Source organism: Paenibacillus cymbidii, from assembly GCF_004764705.1.
Taxonomy (GTDB): domain Bacteria; phylum Bacillota; class Bacilli; order Paenibacillales; family NBRC-103111; genus Paenibacillus_AN; species Paenibacillus_AN cymbidii.
Genome location: NZ_SHLX01000029.1, coordinates 34891 through 56761, shown reverse-complemented (window position 1 = coordinate 56761; position 21871 = coordinate 34891). Strand labels below are relative to the sequence as shown.

Here is a 21871-nt window from a genome sequence, read left to right as displayed (position 1 = left end):
GCCCGAAGGCGGAGCCTGGCGGGAGGTTCGCTCCATGATTCTTGGCATACTGCCGGTCATTGTGCTCATTGTGCTCAGCTTTTGCATCTTTTTCGGTCTTGGCTTCATCGTCAACATGCTGCTCAAGACGACGTGGCTGCCGATTTATTTATACGTCATCGTCATTGGAGTGATCATTGTTTTTTCGTGGGATTCGAGCGTCACGGTTTCGGCGAATTTGCTTGGCTACAAGTGGACGGACATGGTGCCGCTGCTCTGCGGCCTCGGCGGCGCGATCGTGGGAGGCTACACGATTCGCCAACTGCGCGTCAAAGGCTACAAAATGTTTTAGCCTTCAATAAGGATGCCACGCCCCACGCCGTGGGGTTATTTGGCGTCTTTCGGGTCTTTCGAAGGCGGCGCTCGCTTGCCAATGTATGATACAATAGAAGGTACAGACTTTGTCAGGATGGAGTTCGATTCGAATGCGGATTTCGAATATGCTGCATTTTACGGAACAGCATCGGTACTGCGTCAACCGGCATTTTTCGCTGGGCAGCCTCGATTATAAAATGCTCAGCTCGATTTATCAGCCGATGCTCGGCGGGGCGGCGATCGCCTTGTACCAGACGCTATACCAGCAGTTGGCGGGCGACAGGGTCGGTTATTCCGCGCTGGAGCAGCAGCGCCGGCTGTTCCTGCTGCTGGAGCTGGAGCAGGGCGAACGCGGACGCAGGGCGCTGGCCGAGCAAGCTTCCCGGCTGGAAGCGGTAGGGCTGCTGCAGACGTCGCGTTGGTACTTGGAGGCAAGCGAAGAGACGGTGTTCGAATACAAGCTGTTTCAGCCGCTTTCGCCGTACGAGTTTTTTTCCAACCATCACCTGACGCTGCTGCTGCGGGACAAAGTAGGCAAGTATACGCTGCTGTTTCTGCGCGAGGATTTGCTTGCGGCGGCGCCGCCGGAGCTGGCGGGCGGGCAGGCGGAGAACATTTCGACGCCGTTCTACGACCTGTTCAAGCTCGGCTCGAACGTGGTCGACCACGAGCTGGAGCAAGTATTCGCGGAGGCTGCCAGTGCCGGCAAACCGGCTGCGGTGCCGGACGTCACGAGCCACGCGTTTCAATATGCCGACATTATCGCCCGCTTCCCGCGCGGCTCGCGCAACCGCGCGTTCGTTGAGCAGCTGCGTTACCAGCCCGAACAGATGGCCGCCATCAACATGATCGCCAAAAAATACGGGCTGTCGCAGCAGGAGCTGTGCCGGCTGCTGGACGAGGATGCGGTATTCGACGAAGCGGGCAAGCTGTTGGCCGACGTGATGCAGTACCGGGCGAACCTGGTGTATCGCCAGGGCCGGCGGCGCGAGGAGTCGTTCGAACGGGCGGCGGTCAAGGCGGAGACGGCCGGCGGCGAAGCCGGCACGACGCCGCCCCCGGAAGAAAAAACGGTGGAAATGAGCTACCTGCTCGCCATCCCCGACAAATTTACCGGCCAATGCGACAAAACCCAGTACAACACGATGCTGCGCAACGAGCCGTATACGCTGGTGCTGAAAAAGTTTTTCGCCCCGGGAACAGTGCCGCGCAGCGTGCTCGACGTGTTCGAAAAAATCGATCTGAACTACAAGCTTAACGAAGAAGTCATCAACGTTCTCATTCATTTCATTCAGGCGGAGAAACGTTCCTGGGCCGAAATTGCCGTCGACAAGCTGGCGGCCGATTTGCTTGGCCGCGGCGTGGCGACTTACGAGCAGGCGGTGGACTTTTTTCGCGTCAAATCGCGGTTTCGCGAGCAGGCGGCGGCCAAAGCGCTGGAACCCGCCGTTGCGACTTCGCCGCGGCGGCAATCGCGGCAGCCGGCGAAGCCGAAAATTCCGATGGTGGCCGATTCGGCCGGGCAGGACCCGATTTCCGCCGAGGAGCGGGAAGAGATGTGGCGGCTGGCCAAGAAGCTGGACGAAGGCCGGAAATAGCGGGGGGAGGACGCACACGTGGAGTCGTTGGCGGATGTGCTCAAACAAATGTCCGGCGGATCGCTGCTGAAGCAGGCGGAAGCGACGGGCAAACGGCTGCTGGCCGACCCGGTGCTGCAGGATTGGCGCCGGGAACATCCGGAGCTGACCGATGAGCGGCTCAAGCCGTACATGAACAAGCTGTACCAGTATGTGAAGGAAACGAAAGCGTGCGCCGCCTGCCCGGGGCTGGAGCGGTGCCCGAACGATTTTCCCGGCCATTACACCGTGCTTTCGGTCGAACATGACGGAGGCGCGCCGCATCTGTACGACCGTCAGGCCGCCTGCGTGCTGTTCGCCGCCAAGGAATCGCAGGATGCCGTACGCAGCCGGATTCGCAGCTTCTACGTGGACGAGCGTTCGCTGTCGCAAGGCTACTCGGCGGAAGAAATTCTCGGGCTCGACGAGGAGCGGAACAAGGCCGTCTTTGGCGTGATGCAATACATCGACCAGACGAAGGAGCGCGGCCTCATGCCCAAGGGCCTATATTTGGTCGGGCCGCTCGGCACGGGCAAAACGTTCCTGATGTGCTACTTGCTGTACGAGTTGGCCAAAACGGGCCGCAGCGGCGCGATCGTGTATATGCCGGACTTCGCCGAGGATTTGAAAGCGATGTTCGGAGAGCCGCAGAAGCTGAAGGAAACGGTCGACATGCTCAAGGAGACCGATCTGCTTATTTTCGACGATATCGGGGCGGAAAATTTGAACCCGTGGCTGCGCGACCATGTGCTCGGGACGATTCTCAATTACCGGATGCAGCGGAAGCCGACGTTTTTTACGTCCAATCACGAACTGTCGGCGCTTGAGCGCCACTTCAGCTTCACGAGCCGCGAAGGCGAGGACGAAGACCGGGGCAAACGGATCATGGACCGGATCCGGCCGTTCGTCGACGTGCTGCACGTGCGCGGCGCAAACAAGCGCAGCGGCTGATTGGGGGCTGCTTGGTGGAAAAATAAGCCATGAAAAATGGCTTATTTCCTCCGTTTCGCCCCTCTCATCGAAAATAACCAGTGTTTTCACTGGTTATTTCGGTCAAACAGCCCCAATCCGGGCAAATCGACGCGAATAGCCAGTGAAAACACTGGCTATTTTGAGGCGACTGCCCCTTTTAGACGAAATAAGCCATGAAAAATGGCCTATTTCGAAAGTCCAAGCCGATCGGAGGGACATCATGGCGAATACGGACAAGTTTGAAATGATCGCTACGATTTACGATACTCCCGAACGCATTCGGATCGCCAAAGTATCGTCCGATGCCATTCGCGAATACGTTGCGGACGCTGCCGGCAAGCAAGCGATCGATTTTGGATGCGGCACGGGGCTTGTCGGCATGAACCTGATAAATGAGTTTCATTCGATGCTGTTTCTGGATACATCGCCGAATATGATTCAACAAGTCAAACAAAAGATTGCCAATGCCCGGCTGCAGCATGCGGATACATTATGCTTCGACATGGAGAAGGAGAGCCTGGCGGATGTGAAAGCCGACTACATCTTTATGGCCCAGGTACTCCTCCACATTCCGGATGTTGCCTTCGTTTTGACCCGATTGTTCGACGTGCTCAAGGATGAGGGGCATTTGCTGATCGTCGATTTCGACAAGAACGAAGCGATAACTTCCGACATCGTGCACAACGGGTTTCATCAAGCCGAGCTTGCGGAAATAATGGCCGGAATCGGGTACAAACAAATCCAGTCCAAAACGTTCTACCACGGCCGCAATCTGTTCATGGGGCAGGATGCCTCGATGTTTATTCTGGACGCCCGGAAGTAGCGGGACCGGCAGCGGATGGTTGAAACCAGGCGAAAAAAAACGCCTGCCCCCGTCGGGGGCAAGCGATTTTCGTCGATTCGCCGTATGCGGGCCGCGAACCGTTCAGCTCATGCTGATGATCGTCGCAATGATCGCCATCACGAGGCAAACGCCGAACATGAGGCCAAACCCGACAGCCACATCCATAAAGTCGTTGCGCGGTTCTTCGTTCACGTGCAATTCCGGGTGATTGTTCACGTCGTTCATTGGAATTCCCTCCATCTAGGCACTTTCGGCATTCGCTCCCTCTAGTATACCCAACTTTCAAGTTTGTTGTAAAGCCGGCCTTCTGCGCGAGGTGTGACAATTTGTCAAACTTGCCGTCGCCCGGAACGGAAGAAGAATGGCTTGTTTTTTTGTGTTCCCACCTTGTTGTGCTATACTTTACATGTACACGTTGCTCGCGTTGTATGTATCGAACCACAACCATACACTCATAGCTGGAGGAGGAGTTAACAATGGCAATCGTGAATGTTTCCGACCAAACGTTTAAATCGGAAGTGGAAAGCGAAGGCACGGTGTTGGTCGATTTTTGGGCTCCATGGTGCGGACCTTGCAAAATGATCGCGCCGGTTCTGGAAGAACTGGACAAGGAGCTTACGCTGAAGATCGCCAAGGTCAATGTCGACGACAACCCGGAATCGGCATCCCGTTTCGGCGTCATGAGCATTCCCACGTTGATCGTGTTCAAGGACGGCCAACCGGTCGATAAAGTGGTCGGCTTCCAATCGAAGGACGCGCTGAAAAATGTCGTTTCCCGTTATCAATAACAGGCGGGAGACAATTCGATAAGGAATCGCATGAGAGCAGCTCTTTTTCCGCTATGCAGGAAAAGGGCTTTTTTTTGAGCAGGGGGAAAGGGATATGGGAGACAACCGCCAGGAAACGATTCGCGCGAAGCTGGCGCTGTTGCCGGACAAACCCGGTTGTTATTTGATGAAGAACGGGGAAGGCACGATCATTTACGTCGGCAAAGCGAAGGTGCTGAAAAACCGCGTCCGCTCTTATTTTACCGGCAGCCACGGCGCCAAAACGCAGCGGCTTGTCGGCGAAATCGCCGATTTCGAGTTTATTGTGACGGCCAACAACGTCGAAGCGCTGATCCTCGAGTGCAACCTGATCAAGCAGCACCAGCCGCGCTACAATGTGCTGCTGAAGGACGACAAGACGTTTCCGTATATCAAGATCACCCACGAAGAACATCCGCGTCTGGAAGTGACGCGCAAAGTATATAAAGACAAAGGCAAATATTTTGGCCCTTATCCGAACGCGTTCGCGGCGCAGCAGACGAAGAAGCTGCTCGACCGGCTGTACCCGCTTCGCAAATGCAGGACGCTTCCGGACAAGGTATGCCTGTACTACCATCTTGGCCAATGCGTGGCGCCGTGCGAATACGAAGTGGCAGCGGCGCAGTACGAGCCGATGGTGAGCGAAATCGCACGCTTCCTCGGCGGCGGGCACGAAGCGATCCGGCGCGAGCTCGAGCGCAAAATGCTCGAAGCGGCGGAAGAGATGCAGTTCGAACGCGCCAAAGAGCTGCGCGACCAGATGCTCGCCATCGACGCGCTGATGCAGCGGCAAACGATTACAACGGTCGACGTCGTCGACCGCGACGTATTCGGCTATGCCGTGGACAAAGGCTGGATGAGCGTCTTCATCCTCTACATGCGCCATGGCAAAATGATCGAGCGGCACGCTTCGCTCTTCCCTTACTACGGCGAAGCGCACGACGATTTCCTTACCTTCGTGGCGCAATACTACAGCGACAACCCGGCTTTGCCGAAAGAAGTGATGCTGCCGGAAGCCGCGGCGGGCACGATGGTGAAACGCGAGACCGGCGAGGCGGCGGAGGCGGACAAAGGCGCCGGCGTCGAAACGACGGCCGAAGAAGCGCAGGCAGCAGCAGCGACTGAAGAAGCGGCGTCGGCGCTCGAGTCGTGGCTGAAGGTCAAGGTGCTGCACCCCAAGCGGGGCCCGAAACGCAAAATGGTGGAAATGGCCGCCGACAACGCGCGCATCGCGCTCGAGGACAAATTCCGCCTGATCGAACGCGACGCCGAACGCACCGTCAAGGCGGTGGAAAACCTCGGCAGCCTGCTGGGCGGCGGTGTCGTGCGGCGCATCGAAGCGTTCGACAACTCGAACATTCAGGGCACGAATCCGGTGTCGGCGATGGTCGTGTTTACGAACGGCAAGCCGGATCGCAAGGAATACCGCAAGTACAAGGTGAAAACGGTCGAAGGACCGGACGATTACGAAACGATGCGGGAAGTCATTCGCCGGCGGTACGAACGGGTGCTGAAGGAAAATTTGCCGATGCCCGATCTGGTTGTCGTCGACGGCGGCAAAGGCCAAATATCGGCGGCAATCGACGTGCTTGAGAACGAGCTGGGGCTGTTTATTCCGGTGTGCGGCCTGGTCAAGGACGCGAAGCACCGCACGGCGCAGCTCATGTCCGGCGATCCGCCGGAAGTCGTGCCCTTGCCGCGCGACAGCCAGGAATTTTATTTGCTGCAGCGCATCCAGGACGAGGTGCACCGGTTCGCCATCACCTTCCACCGCGAATCGCGGGCGAAATCGATGGTGGTGTCGCAGCTTGACGCTATTCCCGGCATCGGCGAGAAGCGGCGCAAGGCGCTGATGAAGCATTTCGGCTCGCTGAAAAAGATGAAAGAAGCGCAGCCGGCCGATTTTAAGCCGCTGGGCATCGGCGACAAGCTGGCGCAAACGATTCTGACAGCGCTGCGCGGCGAAACGCAAGGCGAAGGCGAGCCGGCGATCGCTGCGGCAGACGAAACGGCGGAAGCGATGGAATAACGACAACCGGACGGGAGCTCCCGATCCGGTTGTTTTTGTTGTTGAGCTGGTGCCGCGAGTAGGTTAAACGGCCTTGGCGATACCGCCCGGGTATCGCCAGCGGTGCAGCCAAGCGATCGCGTATCCGACAGCGGCGGGCAAAATCGCATAAACGACAGCCAGCCCGTAATAGAGCGGCGTTCCGTGTTCGATCGCAACCGACAGCGAAGCCGATATCGAATCGAAGGCGGCGTGCGAGAAGATGACCGTAATGAGCCCGAAGCGAAGAAACGCATAGCCCCAAATGATGCCGATGATCGTCACTTCGATCAGCCGCGTATAGCTCGGGTAAATCGTGTAAGTCGTGTGCCCCATCGCCCAGATGACGCTGGGAATCAGCACGGCAAGGAAATTGAAACGCAGCAGCTTCTTGAAGATAACGATGCCGAAGATGCGGAACAGCACTTCCTCGGAAGTGGCGGCCATCCAGGCAAGCAGCGGGAATAATGTCGGCCACTTGGCGTTGAGCGACGATTGCATCGGATCGGGGATGCTGAACGAATCGAACGAACGCTCCGCAATCCAGAAGATCAGCTGCTGAGCACCAAAGACGAAAAAGCATAACAAATAGCCATTCTTGACGCTGGCGATCATATGCTTGCCGAATTCGGGCTCGCGCCAGCGCAGCCAGGCGTTCCAGCCGCGTCTTCGCCACAAGCCGTCGCCGGCCAGCAGGCACAAATAAACGGAAGCGGCCATGAGCACCATCATCACAAGCGAAAAGCCGATGTAAAAGGCGGAGAAGAAGCTTTCGTTGCCATTCACCGCATCGCTGCCGACCCCGGCGATATCCGTGTCGTTCACAACACCCGGCAAGCCGTTGTAAATTTGCAGCACATTGGTGGCGGCGAAAAGCAGCGTAATCAGGATGCCGCGGCGGAAGCTCAGCTCCTTGCCGAGCAGCACCGTGTAGACGAGCGCAGTAATCGCCAGCGCCGCCCAGCCGAGCAGGAACAGGCCGGACATGATGCTCGCCCACCGTTTCTGCGCGGCGAACCAGTCGGTGTACGATTGCGGCACGTTCACTTTGGCGGTGAACGACACGACCCGATCGGTCACGACGCCGACCATGATCGTGAGCTTGGCGTCGCCGATGACGGGTTTGACGCTTTCGAACGTTTGCCTGCTGCCGTTCGAGACCGGCACGCCGCGGTAAACGAAATCGGCTTCGTTGTACCCGTTCCGGACCAACTCTTCGCGGGCCACCGCTTGCACGTCCTTCGTCCCCGGCTTGGAGCCGTTCACTGCCGCCTGCCAGCCGGCAATAACCGGCTTATCCATGCCGACGCGCACCGTATACGCGGTGCCGGAGCCGCCGCTTGTGCCGCGGACTTCCCAATAATCGGGCGGCAGCCTGTCGCCGTAGCTGCGGTCGTATTCGCCGGCAAGGCCGTTCTTTTGCAAATAGCCGTTCAGCGTTTTGTCCGATTGGTAGATAGCGTCGACATCGCGCCAGGCTCCATGGTCGTCCATCCGTTCGGCGACGAATTGTTGCGCGGCGGCGATCGCTTCCTCGCGGGATACGGCCGGCGCCCACGATTGTTCGTCCGGCGAGTTTTCCCCGTTTCCCGCGAGGCCGGGAATGAAGCTGAGCGCAAAAATGAGCAAGCCGACAATCGCCATCCAGAGAAGCGGCCGTCTGTTCATCCTTTCGGGCATGCAGGATCCCCCGTTCCTGTAGTGGCGTCTTCCGTTCGCAGAGCGGGCAGACGCTCCTATTCAAAGTACCATATCGCCAGCGCCGTTTCCAGTCTCTGGAGATCGGACGGGGCAATTAATGGCTGCGCTTTCATTCGGCGGCGATCGAGCGGCAGCGAGTAAAGCCGTGCAAATGACCGGAAAACGTAGGGGAACGCCAGCCGCAATGAAAAAAGAGCAACGATTTTCATCGTTACGATCGCTTTTTGCGCCAAATCCACCTTTGTACATCTCGCCAAAGCAAGCTATAATCGGAATCAATTGAATACGCGCACCTTGTTTCAAAAGCCGAATTTCGCGCGAAAACGGGGGAACCATAGGTTTCAGGGGTGAATTCCGCTTCTTGCACAGCAAGATGCGGATAGGGTGACTGCTGCATCCGAATCCGTCAGCTAACCTCGTAGGCTTGCCATCAGGATACCATACCTTTCGGGCATTGGTTTTCCAGTGCTTTTTTTTGTGCTTATTTTCGGAAGATGACGCCGTCTTTTCAAAAAGTAAGGAGATTGTGACGATGAAATTGCCGCAGATTTGGCTTTCCTTTACGCCACCGCGCATTCTGGTGCTCGGCTTCGCGGCGATCATTGTGGTCGGAGCGCTGCTGCTCCAGCTGCCCGTGTCGTCGGCGGACGGAAGCCGGCTGCCTTTCCTGGACGCGCTGTTCACCGCCACGTCGGCCACCTGCGTGACCGGTCTTGTTGTTGTCGATACGGGCAGTTATTTCACTACCTTCGGCAAAGTGATCATCATTACGCTGATCCAGATCGGCGGGCTTGGTTTTATGACCATGGCGACGCTCGTGGCGCTCGTGCTGAAAAAACGCATTTCGCTGAAGGAACGGCTTATTTTGCAGGAAGCGCTCAATCAGAACACGATGGAAGGCATCGTTCGCTTGATTCGCAAAGTTATTTTTTACTCGCTGACGATTGAAGGCGTTGCCGCCGTGCTGTTCGCCGCCCGTTGGTCGTTCGATATGCCGTTCGGCCAGGCGATAGGCTTCGGCGTGTTCCACGCGATTTCGTTCTTCAACAATGCTGGTTTCGACTTGTTCGGCGGCATCAGCGGTCCGTTCAGCAGTTTGACGAGCTATGTGGGCGACCCTGTTATCAATATCGTCAGCATGCTGCTCATTGTGACGGGCGGGATCGGGTTCATCGTGATTTCCGACTTGCTGGAATTCCGCACGAGAAAGCGGCTGACGCTGCATACCAAGGTGGTGCTGACCGCCACTTCGGCGCTCATCGTTGTTGGCGCTATCGTTTTCCTCGTGTTCGAATATACGAATCCGCTCACGCTGGCGCCGCTCGATTGGAACGGCAAGCTGTTCGGCGCGCTGTTTCAATCGGTGACGCCGCGTACGGCCGGCGCCAATACGATCGATATCGGCGCGATGCGTCAGGCGTCACAGTTTTTTATGATTATGCTGATGTTCATCGGCGCTTCGCCGGGGTCGACCGGCGGCGGGATCAAAACGACGACGTTCACGATTCTGATCGGCGCAATGATCGCGATGATTCGCGGCAAGGAAGACATTGTGATCTATCGCTACCGGCTGACCAAAGACCGTATCTTCAAAGCGATTACGCTGACACTGTTCGCCATCATTCTCGTCATTGCCGCGGCGATGGTGCTATCGACGACGGAGGACTACGATTTTCTGAAAATCTTGTTCGAAGTGACGTCCGCCTTTGGCACGGTGGGCCTCTCGATGGGGCTGACACCGTATTTGACCGCGGTCGGCAAAATGATCATCGTGTTCATGATGTTCATCGGCCGGCTCGGTCCGCTGACGCTTGCGTACGCGCTCGGACCCAAGACAGAGAAGGAGCTTTACCGTTATCCCGAAGGCAAAATTACAATCGGGTAACGTTTGGTTATATAGAAGTTAGGTACAGAATAGACAGGAGCGCGGGGATACGATGAAGAAGCAGTATGCGGTAATTGGGCTGGGTAGATTCGGATCGAGCTTGGCCAAAGAATTGATTTCGCTGGACTACGAGGTGCTGGGCATTGATCGCGACGAGGAAATTGTGAACGAAATGAGCCAGCAGCTGACGCATACGGTGTCGGCGGACGCCACGGACGAAGAAGTGCTTCGTTCGCTTGGCATTCGCAACTTCGACTGCGTCGTCGTGGCAATCGGCGACGATATTCAGGCAAGCATTTTGGCCGCGATCTTGTTGAAAGATCTTGGGGTCAAAATGGTGGTGGCCAAAGCGCTCTCCGAGCTTCATGGCAAGGTGCTGAAAAAAATCGGCGTCGACCGCATCATTTTCCCGGAACGCGATATGGGCATTCGCGTCGCGCACCAGCTCGTTTCGCCGAACTTGCTCGATTACATCGAGCTGTCGAAAGATTATACGATCGCCGAGATGGCGGTGTCGCCGCGCATCTGCGGCAAAACGCTCAAGCAGCTCGATACGCGGGCCAAATACGGCTGCAGCGTCGTGGCGATCAACAAGCGCAGCGGCATTATTATTGCGCCGACCGCCGAAGATACAGTGGAAGATAAAGATGTGCTCGTCGTCATCGGCACGAACGACCAGATCGAACATTTCGAACATGCCGTGGGGAGCAAATAATCGCGCGAGGGGTTAATCTCGTGGTGCAGCATTGGTTGTTTTTGTTCATTCTTGTCTGCGCGCTGGGCATGACCGCCGGCCGGCTGGCCAGCCGGCTGAAGCTGCCGGATGTCGCGCTTTTTTTGTGCGCGGGGCTGGCGGCGGGCGGACTGTTTCACTGGATCGACTTGCCCGGCGGCTCGACTGCCAATCAATTGATCCTTACCGCCGGTTCGGCGCTCATCCTGTTCGACGGCGGTCGGAACATCCGGCTCGGCGGCTTGCGGGCCGTATGGCCGACCGTGGCGCTGCTCAGCGTGCCCGGCGTGCTGGTAACGTGCGCCGCCGTTGCGCTCGCCGCCCATTGGTGGCTCGGGCTCGATTATCCGTACGCCTTCCTGCTCGGCGCCGTTATCGCCTCGACCGACCCGGCGACGCTGATCCCGGTGTTCAAGCAAGTGCGCATTCGGACTCGATTGCGGGAGACGGTGGAAAGCGAATCGGCGTTCAACGACGCGACCGGGTCGATTGTTACCTTTTCCGTTTTGGCTGTCGTTACCGGCACAAGCGAAGTCAGCTTCTCATCGGGGGCGCTCGATTTTGCGGCGTCGGCGCTTGGCGGCATCGGGATCGGACTGGCCGTCGGCGTCGCTGCGGCGTTCCTCGTCGCCCACGCCAATCTGGGCGTGCTGCGCGACTATACGACGATCGCGATGCTCGTCACGGCGCTTGGCGCTTATTTGCTCGGCGACTATTGGCACGTGAGCGGCTTCATGGCGACGTTCGTCGCCGGCCTGATCTGGGGCAATGCGCCGCTGCTCAAGCTCAACATGGCGGGCAAACGGCATGAGCTGGAGCATGTATCGGACAGCGTCACGCTGATGATGCGCATGCTCATTTTTGTGCTGCTCGGCAGCCAGGTCGACTTTGCCGTGATCGGCGCCCATCTGTGGCCGAGCCTCGCCGTCATCGCCGTATTCATGCTGGTCGCGCGGCCGCTGACCGTGCTGCTGTGCGCGCTGCCCGACCGGCGGGCGCGCTGGACGTGGCGGGAGCTGGCGTTCATGTGCTGGGTGCGCGAGACGGGCGTCATTCCCGCGGCGTTGTCCGGCATGGTGGCCGGCCTCGGCGTGGCGCATGCCGACGTGATCGCGTCGGTGACGTTTCTTGCGGTGCTGCTGACGATTTTGCTGCAAGCAAGCACCACCGCTTGGCTGGCGCGCAAGCTGGGGGTGGAGGAGGAGCGATAGGCCCCGCACTCACCCTTCCGCAAAATGCTCCTTCGCCTTCCAGATGAAATTGTGCAGCGACGGCTGGTGCAGCGCGTCGTACTGGAAAATGAGCGACGTCGTGCGCTCCGTCTTCTCCAGCTCGGCGATGCTGCGGATGAGCAGCTCCTTGTCGTGCAGAAACCGCCGCATGTACGACATCGGCAGCAGCGTTGCCGTTTTGCAGGTCGAAACGAGCCGAATGATCGCCTCGAACGAGTCGATTTCCATTTTGACATCCGGATAAACCGAATAACGGTGAAACAGCTCGTCGGTCAAAATGCGGTACCACGTGCCTTTGGAAAACAAAATCATCGGCAATCCATCGAGATCGCGCATCGTCAGCAGCTGGCGCTCGGCGATCGGATGACCGGCCGGCAGCAGCAGGCTCAGATGGTCGTCGAACAGCGGCACGCACTGCAGCCCCGGCTCGTTCACCAACGAGGCGACGACGCCGATGTCGATTTTTTTATCGCGCAGCATGGAAACGATTTCGTGCGTTTTGCCGGTGACGGCTTTGATGTCCGTATCCGGATTGTCGGCCGTATAGAGCGCGATTAACTCGGGCAGCGTCAGCTGCAGCGTGGTCAGGCTGGCGCCGATCGTAAGCGAAGCGGGAGCTTTCTCCGTCTTGAACTTGTTCAGCGCGCGAAGCATGTCCCGCTCCAGCCCGTTCATGCGGATCGCGTACTCGTAGCACAAATGGCCGGCGGGAGTCAGCTCCAGCCGCTTGCCGATGCGCGCGAACAGCTTGACCCCAAGCGAATCCTCCAGTGCGGCGATTTTGCGGGAGAGGGCGGGTTGGGACAAATTAAGCAACTGGGAAGCGCGGCTTAAGCTGACTTGTTCGACGACGACGGTGAAGATGTCCAAATGCTGCACGGCGGATCGCCCTCTTCCTTATAACGATTCTGCATAAGCAGATATAGAAATATCGCACTTCCATTATAAGCGATTGGAGCGTAACATGGGGATTGCCACAAATTATTTCTCGACAAGCGTTGCCAGGCGTATAAAAAGCTGCCATCGAATGAAAAATGAAGCTGATGGAAACCGGGAGCAGACGCGGCTCGAACTACTTCTTCAAGGGTGACGGAAGTTGTCATATTTTGTTGACGCCCTTGGAACGCAGCAGTACAATGGTATGTGGTCTACAGACGGCGAGCGCCTGAGCTTTACCACTCTCAAGGGGGGAATGTAACACAATGTCCGGAAATTCTTATTACTACCGCAAGATTCATTCTTTGCTCGGGGTTATTCCAGTCGGCTTCTTCTTGCTCGAGCATATGCTGACCAACTACGCGGCATTTAATGAAGGGCATCAAGGTTTCATCGATTCGGTCGCCTGGCTGAACCGGTTGCCGCTCGTGCTTGCGCTCGAAATCGTCGGTATCTGGCTTCCGCTTCTTTACCACGGCGTTTACGGCCTCTACGTGGCGTATACGGCGCGGAACAATGTCAGCCATTACGGCTATTTCCGCAATGTGATGTTTTCGCTGCAGCGGATTACGGGCGTCATTACCTTCATTTTTGTCGCTTGGCACTTCTTCGAAACGCGTTTTCAAGTGACGCTCGGCAATGTGACGCATGAAGAACTCGGCGTACATATGCACGACATCACGACGCAGCCGCTGCTCTTTACGTTTTATGTGATCGGCGTTCTCGCCGCAACATTCCACTTTGCGAACGGACTGTGGTCTTTCCTCGTCAGCTGGGGCATTACGATCGGGCCGCGCGCGCAACGCGTTTCGACCTATGTATGCATGGGCCTGTTCGTGCTGATGGCCGTCATGTTCATACTGTCGTTGACCGCGTTCACCGGTTCGGACTTCCAAGAATTGCCGGCCACGGCGACCAAATAAGGGGTGAGAGACAATGGCAAATGCGAAGGTGATTGTAGTAGGCGGCGGTTTGGCAGGCTTGATGGCCACCATCAAAGCGGCGGAAGCCGGCGTTCATGTGGATCTGTTCTCCCTGGTACCGGTCAAGCGCTCTCACTCGGTGTGCGCGCAGGGCGGCATCAATGGGGCCGTTAATACGAAAGGCGAAGGCGACTCCCCTTGGGAGCACTTTGACGATACGGTGTACGGCGGCGACTTCCTGGCCAACCAGCCGCCGGTCAAGGCGATGTGCGAAGCGGCGCCCGGCATTATCCACCTGATGGACCGGATGGGCGTCATGTTCAGCCGCACGCCGGAAGGGTTGCTCGACTTCCGCCGCTTCGGCGGCACGCAATACCACCGCACGGCGTTCGCCGGCGCGACGACCGGCCAGCAGCTGTTGTACGCGCTGGACGAGCAAGTGCGCCGCTGGGAAACGGCGGGGCTGGTTACGAAGTACGAGCATTGGGAATTTCTTTCGGCGGTGCTCGACGACGACGGCGTTTGCCGCGGCGTGTGCGCGCAAGATTTGCGCTCGATGGAAACGAAGTCGTTCCCGGCCGACGCGGTCATCCTGGCTACGGGCGGCCCCGGCATCATTTTCGGCAAAACGACGAACTCGGTCATCAATACAGGCACCGCGGCGAGCGCGGTTTACCAGCAAGGCGTGAAGTACGGCAACGGCGAATTCATCCAGATTCACCCGACAGCGATTCCGGGTGACGACAAGCTGCGGCTCATGAGCGAATCTGCGCGCGGCGAAGGCGGCCGCATCTGGACGTACAAGGACGGCAAACCGTGGTACTTCCTCGAGGAAAAATACCCGGCTTACGGCAACCTGGTGCCGCGCGATATCGCGACGCGGGAAATTTTCCACGTTTGCGTCGACATGAAGCTGGGCATCAACGGCGAAAACATGGTTTACCTCGACTTGTCGCACAAGGATCCGAAGGAGCTGGACGTCAAGCTCGGCGGCATCATCGAAATTTACGAGAAGTTTATGGGCGACGACCCGCGCAAAATTCCGATGCTGATTTTCCCGGCGGTTCACTATTCGATGGGCGGCCTGTGGGTCGACTACAACCAGATGACCAACATTCCCGGCTTGTTCGCCGCCGGAGAATGCGATTACCAATACCACGGCGCGAACCGGCTTGGCGCAAACTCGCTGCTGTCGGCGATTTACGGCGGCATGGTGGCCGGGCCGAAGGCGATCGAATACGTCAAGGGCCTGAAGAAGCACGCCGAAGACGTCGCTTCGTCGGTGTTCGAACGCGAAGCGAAGAAGCAGTCGACCAAGTACGAAGACCTGCTGAAGCTCGACGGCACGGAAAACGCATACGTGATTCACAAAGAGCTTGGCGAGTGGATGAACAACAACATGACGGTCGTGCGCTACAACAAGAAGCTGCAGGAGACCGACGACAAAATCATGGAACTGCGCGAGCGTTACAAGAAGATCAGCATGACCGACACGGCGCGCTGGAACAACCAGGGCGTGGCGTTCACCCGCCAGCTGTGGAATATGCTCGAGCTTGCCCGGGCGATGACGATCGGCGCGCTGCAGCGCAACGAAAGCCGCGGCGCCCACTACAAGCCGGAATTCCCGGATCGCAACGACGAAGAATACATGAAATCGACGATCGCAACGTATACGCCGGATCGACCGCTAATCAGCTACGAAGACATCGACGTCTCGCTCGTGGCGCCGCGGAAACGCGATTATTCGGCGGATAAGAAAGGTGGGCATTGATCATGGCGGACAAAACGATCAAGCTGGTTGTGACGCGCAAGGACAGTCCGGAAGCGAAATCGTATACGGAAGAGTTCGAGATCCCGTACCGGCCGAACATGAACGTCATCAGCGCCCTCATGGAAATTCAGCGCAACCCGAAAAACGCGCAAGGCCAAAAGACGACACCCGTCTGCTGGGAGTCGAACTGTCTGGAGGAAGTGTGCGGCGCCTGCTCGATGGTGATCAATGGCAAGCCGCGCCAGGCATGTACGGCGCTGATCGACAAGCTGGAGCAGCCGATCCGCGTGGCGCCGATGTCGACGTTCCCGGTCATGCGCGACCTGGTCATCGACCGCTCACGCATGTTCACCGCGCTGAAGAAAGTCAAGGCGTGGATTCCGATCGACGGCACGTACGATCTCGGGCCGGGACCGCGTCTCGCCGAATCCAAGCGGCAATGGGCCTATGAGCTGGCGAAGTGCATGACGTGCGGCGTTTGCCTCGAGGCTTGCCCTAACGTCAACGACAAAACGAGCTTTATCGGACCGGCGGCGATTTCCCAGGTGCGGTTGTTCAACACGCACCCGACCGGTGAGATGAACAAACACGAGCGGCTCGACGCGCTGATGGAAGACGGCGGCATCGAAGGCTGCGGCAATTCGCAGAACTGCGTGCGCTCCTGTCCGAAAGGCATTCCGCTGACGACGTCGATTGCGGCGATGAACGCCGACACGACGAAGCAGCTGTTCAAGAAGTGGCTGGGCATGTAACGCCGGACCTCATGATGCGGTTCGCCATCGAGAGAAAAACCGGCTTGCGCTTCGGGCGCAAGCCGGTTTTTCGTCTGGCGGGACGGGTGTGCATTCAAAAGCTTGTTTTTGCCATGCTATACTTGCAACAAGAACGAAAGGTCGCTGGGAGAGGAGTAACGCAGATCACGTTGGTCTCCTCATTCAGGCGTCAGATCCAGGAACGAAGCACGATCACCAGCAAAATGAACAATACCAGAATGATCCCAGCAGATGTGAAAGCACCGCAAGAAGCTCCGGCTGCAAAACCCATATTTTTCATCCTCCTTCGATTTGGTGAAATGACTTACACACCCATAGTATGAGAGCCGCGAAATCGTGCTTGGATATTCGCCCGGGTATCGAATTTTTGGGCATATGCTGCATTGGCTACATGCCGGCAATTGCCCGGGAAATGAGCCTGCGCCGTTCTGCGATATAGTTGCGGATGAAACGGGGTTCGTCTTTGAACACGGACAGCGGCCATTGACGCTCGGTGTCGCGGGATATGGCGGCCGTTATGCTGCCGTGCAGCCGGTCGATCGCCGGGTGCAGCCTGGCCGGCGTAAACGGTCCGGAAAGGCCCATTTGCAAAATTTGTTTGTACCGCTTGCGCACCGGTTTGATCGCAAGCAGCAGCTTGGTCAGCCGGTTGTAGCCGGTGACGCGCACCAGACCGCTGCCGCATGGCTTGCCGAAACAATTGCGCCCCCAGGTGCCTTCATAATCCCAAGGCACGATGCGGTATACGCGGGCGACGCGGCTGCGGTACAGCGCGTAGTTTTGATCGAAGCCGTCGTAGTTCCCGGTAAATACCGCACCGGCCAGCCAGCGCAAATAATTCTCGATATCGAGATTGGCACGTATATAAGGCAGCCGTCCGGACGGAGGCAGCCGATTGATGGCGGCGATAAACCGGATGAGTCGCGCGCGATCGGCTTCAGTGCCAAGCTTGCGTTCATACCCGGCAAAAAGGGACGATTTGCGTTTGCCCGATCTGCTGTTGCTCAGGGAAAAATCGGCGTTTTCATTGACGGCGTATACGATCGACTGGCAAGACAGCCCTCTGCTCCGAAAGAAATGGCGATCCACCGCTTCGATTTCCAAGTAGACGCCGTGATAGTTCCCGTTGATGTACAACTGAACGTGCTGCGTTTTCGGAGCGGGAACACCCATGGAACGAAAAAATAGGAATGACAAGGAATTCCGGATCATGGAGGGATCGTCGTATTCGGCATTGTAGTGAACGGATCGGCCGGCGCGGACGACTTCGTACGATCGTTTCGGGTAATCCCGCGTATGGCCGCCGCGGTAACGCAGCCGAATCGCTTCCGGTTTCCCCCAGGCGAGGAGTACGGCATCAACGAACTTGTCGCTCCATACGTTTCGCTCAAGCTCCGCCCATTGCGCGCTGCGGATGACGATGTGCACCGCCGGAAGCTCCATGGAACGCACCGCCTTTCTGGCATTCCGTTAAACAAAAAGCCTATCCCGACAGGATAGGCTCCAGTTTGTACTACTTTATGCGCGCGAGTCGGCGCAGGGCACGGCGTTTGTCCGAACCGCAGCCGCAAACGGGCGATCAGACGATCAAACGGTAGGGCCGGCGCTGCGATTGACCAGCGTCGTGCTGCGATGGACGGTCGTACTGCGGTGCACCGTTGAGCTGCGATGCGCGGCCGCGCCGCGCTTAGGCGGGCTCCGGTGCCCGGCCGATCTGCCGTCTGCGGCGCTGTCGACGGGCGCAGTTATAACTTGCGGCCGCGTGTAAAATCCGCCGACCAGCTCGATATCGTCACCGCAGTAGCGGCCTCTCAGCGCGTGGACAGGATCGACCGGCAGGGTGCCGACGCTTCTTTGCGGCACGTCGCGCGTAACGTTTTCTTCCCGAACGGTCTCAACCGTCGTTACCCGGCGCCGGACCGCATTTTTGACGTGTTTTTTATGCTTCCTGTGTCTGCAGCAGCCGCAATTGCAGCGGCACCCGCTCGTTTTGGCTTTATTGCCCAGTGTCATGCCATAGCCTCCTCCCGAGTTGTACCATATAAAATATGTCGCGGAGGTTGAAATGCTATAGTTGACTGCGTAGTTTGGCAAAAAATTTGGGAACGGAGGAACCAATCGACCTTTTTATGAATAAGCAAGCACGACCATCTGATGGCATTCCAGCTTCGGCACCGTGTAGCGCACAACCCCGTCCTTTTGCTCGTAAGGCAGCGGTTTGCGCTCGGGAGCCAAATACACTTCGTTTACCGGCTCGTCGATGTGAAGGGCGACTTCGATATCGAACAGCGGCATGATGTCCTCGATCACTTCAACCGAGGTGCCGCGTTTCACCGGGCTGGCATACAGCAGGTGATTTACATAGCGGCCGTGACGCTCCTGACGCTGCAGCGTAACGATTCCTTGCGCCGGCAAATTGGTGTGCAGCGTGCGCCCGGACAACAGCCGATTCAGAGCGTACAGGACCGATTCCTTCAGGAACAGGCTGCCTTTGGTCGCGTAGTCGTCGAATACGTCCCAGGCGATATAAATGCCGGCCGCGCTTTCCACCATGCCCGGTCCGCCGGATTTGCCGCTGCTGGGCGTATGCTGGTGCGAGCAGAAGTGGAACACGTCGCGGTTGAAGTACGGGTCCTCGCGTTCGCCAAGCTCCACGCCGCCCTTCAGCGCGACGCGCTGCCCTTGGCTGTAGCAGATGAAAGCCGCGTTGCTCAGGCTGCCGAGCTCGAAGCCGGGGCGGAAGTAGTCCGGGCGAAACTCGTTTGCGCCAAGCCATTCCACGCCGAGATCGAGCGCAAATCCGCTGCCGTCCGCCGCCAGGCCGGAGCTGCCGGTCGCGAGCACTTTGCCGCCTGCGGCGATGTAGTCGTTCAGCTTGCGGGCAAGCGACTCGTCCAGCACTGCTTTATCGGGCAGAATGATGACCTTGTACGACGCAAAATGCTGCTCCGTATCGATGACGTCGAACAGCAGCTTGCCTTCCAGCAGCATGCGCACGGCGCCGGCGTCGGAGTGGCCGGAACGGTTTTCCTTCTCTTCCAGCTTGTCGTGGGCGCCGATCGATTCCAGCGTCAGCAGCGCCACGTCCGCCACGTTGACCGCGTCCTCGCACCACGCTTCCTTCGCTTCCACTTCCGCATAAGCGGCGCCGATCAGCCGATACGTCGCCGGGTCCATGACGCCTTCCGGATGCAGTTGATCGCCGATCGAGCAGCGGGCGCCATTCGCGATACTGAGCGCCGTTTCGTAGCGCAGCGCATTCGGATGCTTGTAGCCGCCGAATTCGCCCCACGACGTATGGAATTTGCCGGTCATGCCGAGGAACCGCATACCAAGCGGTTGCGCGTACCGAGCCGACAGCGGGAAATGATCGTAGCCCCAGCCGCCGGTCGGCAGCGACTCGAGCTCCAGGTGCGTGTTCATTTGCGCGAGGTCGCGGCGTCCGCGGCGAATGTGGCCGCCGTTATGGAAGACGGGCAGGCCGGGCTTGATGGCGTCGATCGCTTCGCGCACGCGGCGCGTGTAATTGGCGTACGTCGCTTCCCAGATCGGACGCATCGACTGTTTGTCGCGCGGATCGAAGCCACGCTCGCGGGCGGCGCCGATGCACGTATGGCAATAACATTCGCGCACGCCGACAATGTCGAGGAAGATGCCGTCGGCGTCATAGTTTGCGACGACTTCTTCAACCTGTGCGATCAGCAGATCGAGGTATGGCGTGTTCAGGCAAAACTGGTGGTAGCCGGCGCGCTCAAGGAAGCCGGGCACCCAGTTCGTTTTGTCGTCTTTGCTGCGGATGAGCCATTCGGGATGGCGCAGGGCCAGTTTTTCGTCCAGACCGGCGGAGATGTATACCGGCGTCTTGACGTTGATTTCGTGCGCGGCTTCGATCATGGCGCCGAGCAGATCGAACGAGAGGCCGGGATGGATTTCGTTCGCTTTCGATGGATGATACGCCCAGCCGTGATGGCATTTCGAAAAAATCGTGATCGAATCGACATGTCCAAGCTGCAGCATGTCCTGGAATTGTTGTTTGTCGAAACGGCTGCCGATGCCAGGGATCGCTTCCGACGTATGGAAGTCGAGGTGAACTTGTCTGAATCGCATAAAGTCGTCTCCTTTGGGTGAAGCGTTTTCTTTCACTTTACACGTTGTCCGGCTGTGGCGGCTAGGCGTATTATCGATTGATAATAGCACATTATCGACTTGGGCGTGCTACAATAAATACGCTTGCGGAAAGGGGAATGACGACGATGATTTGCCTTGAGCTGCCGATGCCGCCGATGCCGCAGCTGTTGACTGTCGGCCACTCGCTTTGGCATCCGGGCCAGCAGCATTTTGCGCGGCGATTCGATGTATACGATTTGTTGATTGTAAAAGAAGGCGCATTATATATGAGCGACGAGCGAGCCGCCTACGAGGTTGGCGCGGGCGGTTTGCTGGCGCTGGAGCCGGGCGTCATGCATTGGGGGCACAAGCCGTGCGAAACGCTCACGGAAATATACTGGGTGCACTTTCGCCATCCCGCGCCGCTTCGATCGTTGCCCGGCGACGAGGTGCCGTGGACGCATGCGCTCAGGAGAGGGACCGATATCGACCTGAACCCGTCGGCGCAAACGTTGTATGTGCCGAAGTACGCGCATATCGACCTCAGCGGACTGCTGCCGGTGCTGGACCGCATGGTGGAGCAGCACCACCATTTGACGGTAGAGAACGCGCTTGAGCTGCAAGCAGGCCTCGCGCAGCTGCTGGTCAAGCTGCAGGAGGCGGCGGGGGCGCGGCGGTTGTCGCCGTCTGCAGCGCTGAGCGCGCGGATCGAAGCGTATTTGCGGCAGCATGCGGAGGAGCCGTTCGATGCGGAAGAGCTGGCGAATGCGCTTCATTTTCATTTCGATTATTTGTCGCGCTGCCTGAAGCGGCATACCGGTTTGTCGCCGCTGCAGTACGTGCTGCGGCAGCGGATGGCCAAGGCGCGTTCGCTGCTGGAGCGGACGGAGCTGTCCGTGCGCGAAATCGGCGAACAGGTCGGCATGGCCGAAACGAACTATTTTATCCGCGCGTTCCGCAAACAGGTCGGCATGCCGCCGGCGCAATACCGCAAGCGGATGCAGGAGTCGTTGTAGGGCGTGTTTGCCGATTTTTCCTGAAAAGTGTCGAATCATTGCGTTTCCTGTAAATTTACGAGAACTTTATTGCGGGATTATACAGGATTTTGGATATTGTTGGAGAATATTGAACTGGGTCAAAATAACTACATGCTACTTCGTTGCGGCAAATC

Annotated in this window: 21 protein-coding genes and 1 riboswitch; of the genes, 13 read left to right on the top strand and 8 right to left on the bottom strand. The window is 58.0% G+C overall.

All coding sequences use genetic code 11. The annotated features are described in order from the left end of the window. Positions 1 to 34: 34 nt before the first annotated feature. The 4 genes from EXY20_RS29805 (at position 35) to EXY20_RS29790 (ending at position 3765) form a co-directional block, all read left to right on the top strand. Complete coding sequence (locus EXY20_RS29805) at positions 35 to 331, top strand: YuiB family protein (protein ID WP_235886260.1); 297 nt, start codon at positions 35 to 37, stop codon at positions 329 to 331. A gap of 133 nt (positions 332 to 464) precedes the next feature. Next, a complete protein-coding gene (locus EXY20_RS29800; RefSeq protein WP_135556056.1) occupies positions 465 to 1952 on the top strand; it encodes a replication initiation and membrane attachment family protein in 1488 nt (495 codons plus the stop codon). Positions 1953 to 1970: 18 nt separating this feature from the next. Next, a complete protein-coding gene (gene zapE / locus EXY20_RS29795) occupies positions 1971 to 2921 on the top strand; it encodes an AFG1/ZapE family ATPase (protein ID WP_135556054.1) in 951 nt (316 codons plus the stop codon). 241 nt (positions 2922 to 3162) lie between these two features. Then, a complete protein-coding gene (locus EXY20_RS29790) occupies positions 3163 to 3765 on the top strand; it encodes a class I SAM-dependent methyltransferase (RefSeq protein WP_135556052.1) in 603 nt (200 codons plus the stop codon). A 102-nt stretch (positions 3766 to 3867) separates the two neighbouring features. Here EXY20_RS29790 and EXY20_RS29785 read toward each other — a convergent pair whose 3' ends face one another. Continuing rightward, a complete protein-coding gene (locus tag EXY20_RS29785) occupies positions 3868 to 4011 on the bottom strand; it encodes a YqzM family protein (RefSeq protein WP_135556050.1) in 144 nt (47 codons plus the stop codon). Between the two features lie 251 nt (positions 4012 to 4262). On the opposite strand from EXY20_RS29785, the gene trxA reads away from it, so the two are divergent. Together trxA and uvrC are read left to right on the top strand one after the other, a co-directional pair. Next, positions 4263 to 4574, top strand: a complete 312-nt coding sequence (gene trxA, locus EXY20_RS29780) for a thioredoxin (protein WP_135556049.1) — start codon at positions 4263 to 4265, stop codon at positions 4572 to 4574. Between the two features lie 94 nt (positions 4575 to 4668). Beyond that, positions 4669 to 6621 (top strand): excinuclease ABC subunit UvrC, encoded by a 1953-nt coding sequence (uvrC, locus tag EXY20_RS29775; protein WP_135556047.1) that lies wholly within the window; start codon positions 4669 to 4671, stop codon positions 6619 to 6621. A gap of 63 nt (positions 6622 to 6684) precedes the next feature. On the opposite strand, the gene EXY20_RS29770 is transcribed toward uvrC, so the two are convergent. After that, the gene (locus tag EXY20_RS29770; RefSeq protein WP_135556045.1) at positions 6685 to 8319 is read right to left on the bottom strand and encodes a CPBP family intramembrane glutamic endopeptidase; all 1635 of its coding nucleotides are present in this window, start codon (positions 8317 to 8319) and stop codon (positions 6685 to 6687) included. 56 nt (positions 8320 to 8375) lie between these two features. Next, entirely contained in the window at positions 8376 to 8579 is a 204-nt protein-coding gene (locus tag EXY20_RS29765) for a hypothetical protein (RefSeq protein WP_135556044.1), read from the bottom strand. A gap of 55 nt (positions 8580 to 8634) precedes the next feature. Continuing rightward, positions 8635 to 8781: riboswitch (cyclic di-AMP (ydaO/yuaA leader) on the top strand. Positions 8782 to 8872: 91 nt separating this feature from the next. Here EXY20_RS29765 and EXY20_RS29760 point away from each other — a divergent pair. From EXY20_RS29760 to EXY20_RS29750, 3 genes are read left to right on the top strand one after another with little or no spacing between them, the layout of a single operon-like run. Then, positions 8873 to 10225 (top strand): TrkH family potassium uptake protein, encoded by a 1353-nt coding sequence (locus EXY20_RS29760; RefSeq protein WP_135556042.1) that lies wholly within the window; start codon positions 8873 to 8875, stop codon positions 10223 to 10225. Positions 10226 to 10277: 52 nt separating this feature from the next. Beyond that, on the top strand, positions 10278 to 10940 hold the full coding sequence (locus EXY20_RS29755; protein ID WP_135556040.1) for a potassium channel family protein: 663 nt from the start codon (positions 10278 to 10280) through the stop codon (positions 10938 to 10940). Continuing rightward, a complete protein-coding gene (locus tag EXY20_RS29750) occupies positions 10940 to 12169 on the top strand; it encodes a cation:proton antiporter (protein ID WP_135556038.1) in 1230 nt (409 codons plus the stop codon). The genes EXY20_RS29755 and EXY20_RS29750 overlap by 1 nt, the downstream gene beginning before the upstream one ends. A gap of 9 nt (positions 12170 to 12178) precedes the next feature. Here the strand turns inward: EXY20_RS29750 and EXY20_RS29745 are convergent, their stop codons facing one another. Continuing rightward, on the bottom strand, positions 12179 to 13069 hold the full coding sequence (locus tag EXY20_RS29745; protein ID WP_135556036.1) for a LysR family transcriptional regulator: 891 nt from the start codon (positions 13067 to 13069) through the stop codon (positions 12179 to 12181). A 323-nt stretch (positions 13070 to 13392) separates the two neighbouring features. On the opposite strand from EXY20_RS29745, the gene EXY20_RS29740 reads away from it, so the two are divergent. Genes EXY20_RS29740 through sdhB form a run of 3 tightly spaced genes read left to right on the top strand, consistent with a single transcriptional unit; the run spans position 13393 to position 16572 of the window. Next, on the top strand, positions 13393 to 14049 hold the full coding sequence (locus EXY20_RS29740; protein ID WP_135556035.1) for a succinate dehydrogenase cytochrome b558 subunit: 657 nt from the start codon (positions 13393 to 13395) through the stop codon (positions 14047 to 14049). 13 nt (positions 14050 to 14062) lie between these two features. Next, complete coding sequence (gene sdhA, locus EXY20_RS29735; protein WP_135556033.1) at positions 14063 to 15820, top strand: succinate dehydrogenase flavoprotein subunit; 1758 nt, start codon at positions 14063 to 14065, stop codon at positions 15818 to 15820. A gap of 2 nt (positions 15821 to 15822) precedes the next feature. Further along, positions 15823 to 16572, top strand: a complete 750-nt coding sequence (gene sdhB, locus EXY20_RS29730; protein ID WP_135556031.1) for a succinate dehydrogenase iron-sulfur subunit — start codon at positions 15823 to 15825, stop codon at positions 16570 to 16572. A gap of 190 nt (positions 16573 to 16762) precedes the next feature. Here the strand turns inward: sdhB and EXY20_RS40120 are convergent, their stop codons facing one another. From EXY20_RS40120 to EXY20_RS29710, 4 genes are all read right to left on the bottom strand, one after another. After that, complete coding sequence (locus EXY20_RS40120; RefSeq protein WP_135556030.1) at positions 16763 to 16864, bottom strand: sporulation protein YjcZ; 102 nt, start codon at positions 16862 to 16864, stop codon at positions 16763 to 16765. A 116-nt stretch (positions 16865 to 16980) separates the two neighbouring features. Beyond that, complete coding sequence (locus tag EXY20_RS29720; RefSeq protein ID WP_135556028.1) at positions 16981 to 18036, bottom strand: CotH kinase family protein; 1056 nt, start codon at positions 18034 to 18036, stop codon at positions 16981 to 16983. A 144-nt stretch (positions 18037 to 18180) separates the two neighbouring features. Beyond that, entirely contained in the window at positions 18181 to 18606 is a 426-nt protein-coding gene (locus tag EXY20_RS29715; protein WP_135556026.1) for a hypothetical protein, read from the bottom strand. Between the two features lie 114 nt (positions 18607 to 18720). Beyond that, the gene (locus EXY20_RS29710) at positions 18721 to 20700 is read right to left on the bottom strand and encodes a beta-galactosidase trimerization domain-containing protein (protein ID WP_135556024.1); all 1980 of its coding nucleotides are present in this window, start codon (positions 20698 to 20700) and stop codon (positions 18721 to 18723) included. A 137-nt stretch (positions 20701 to 20837) separates the two neighbouring features. On the opposite strand from EXY20_RS29710, the gene EXY20_RS29705 reads away from it, so the two are divergent. Next, positions 20838 to 21716, top strand: coding sequence for a helix-turn-helix transcriptional regulator (locus tag EXY20_RS29705; protein ID WP_235886259.1), 879 nt, complete (start codon positions 20838 to 20840; stop codon positions 21714 to 21716). Positions 21717 to 21871 lie beyond the last annotated feature (155 nt).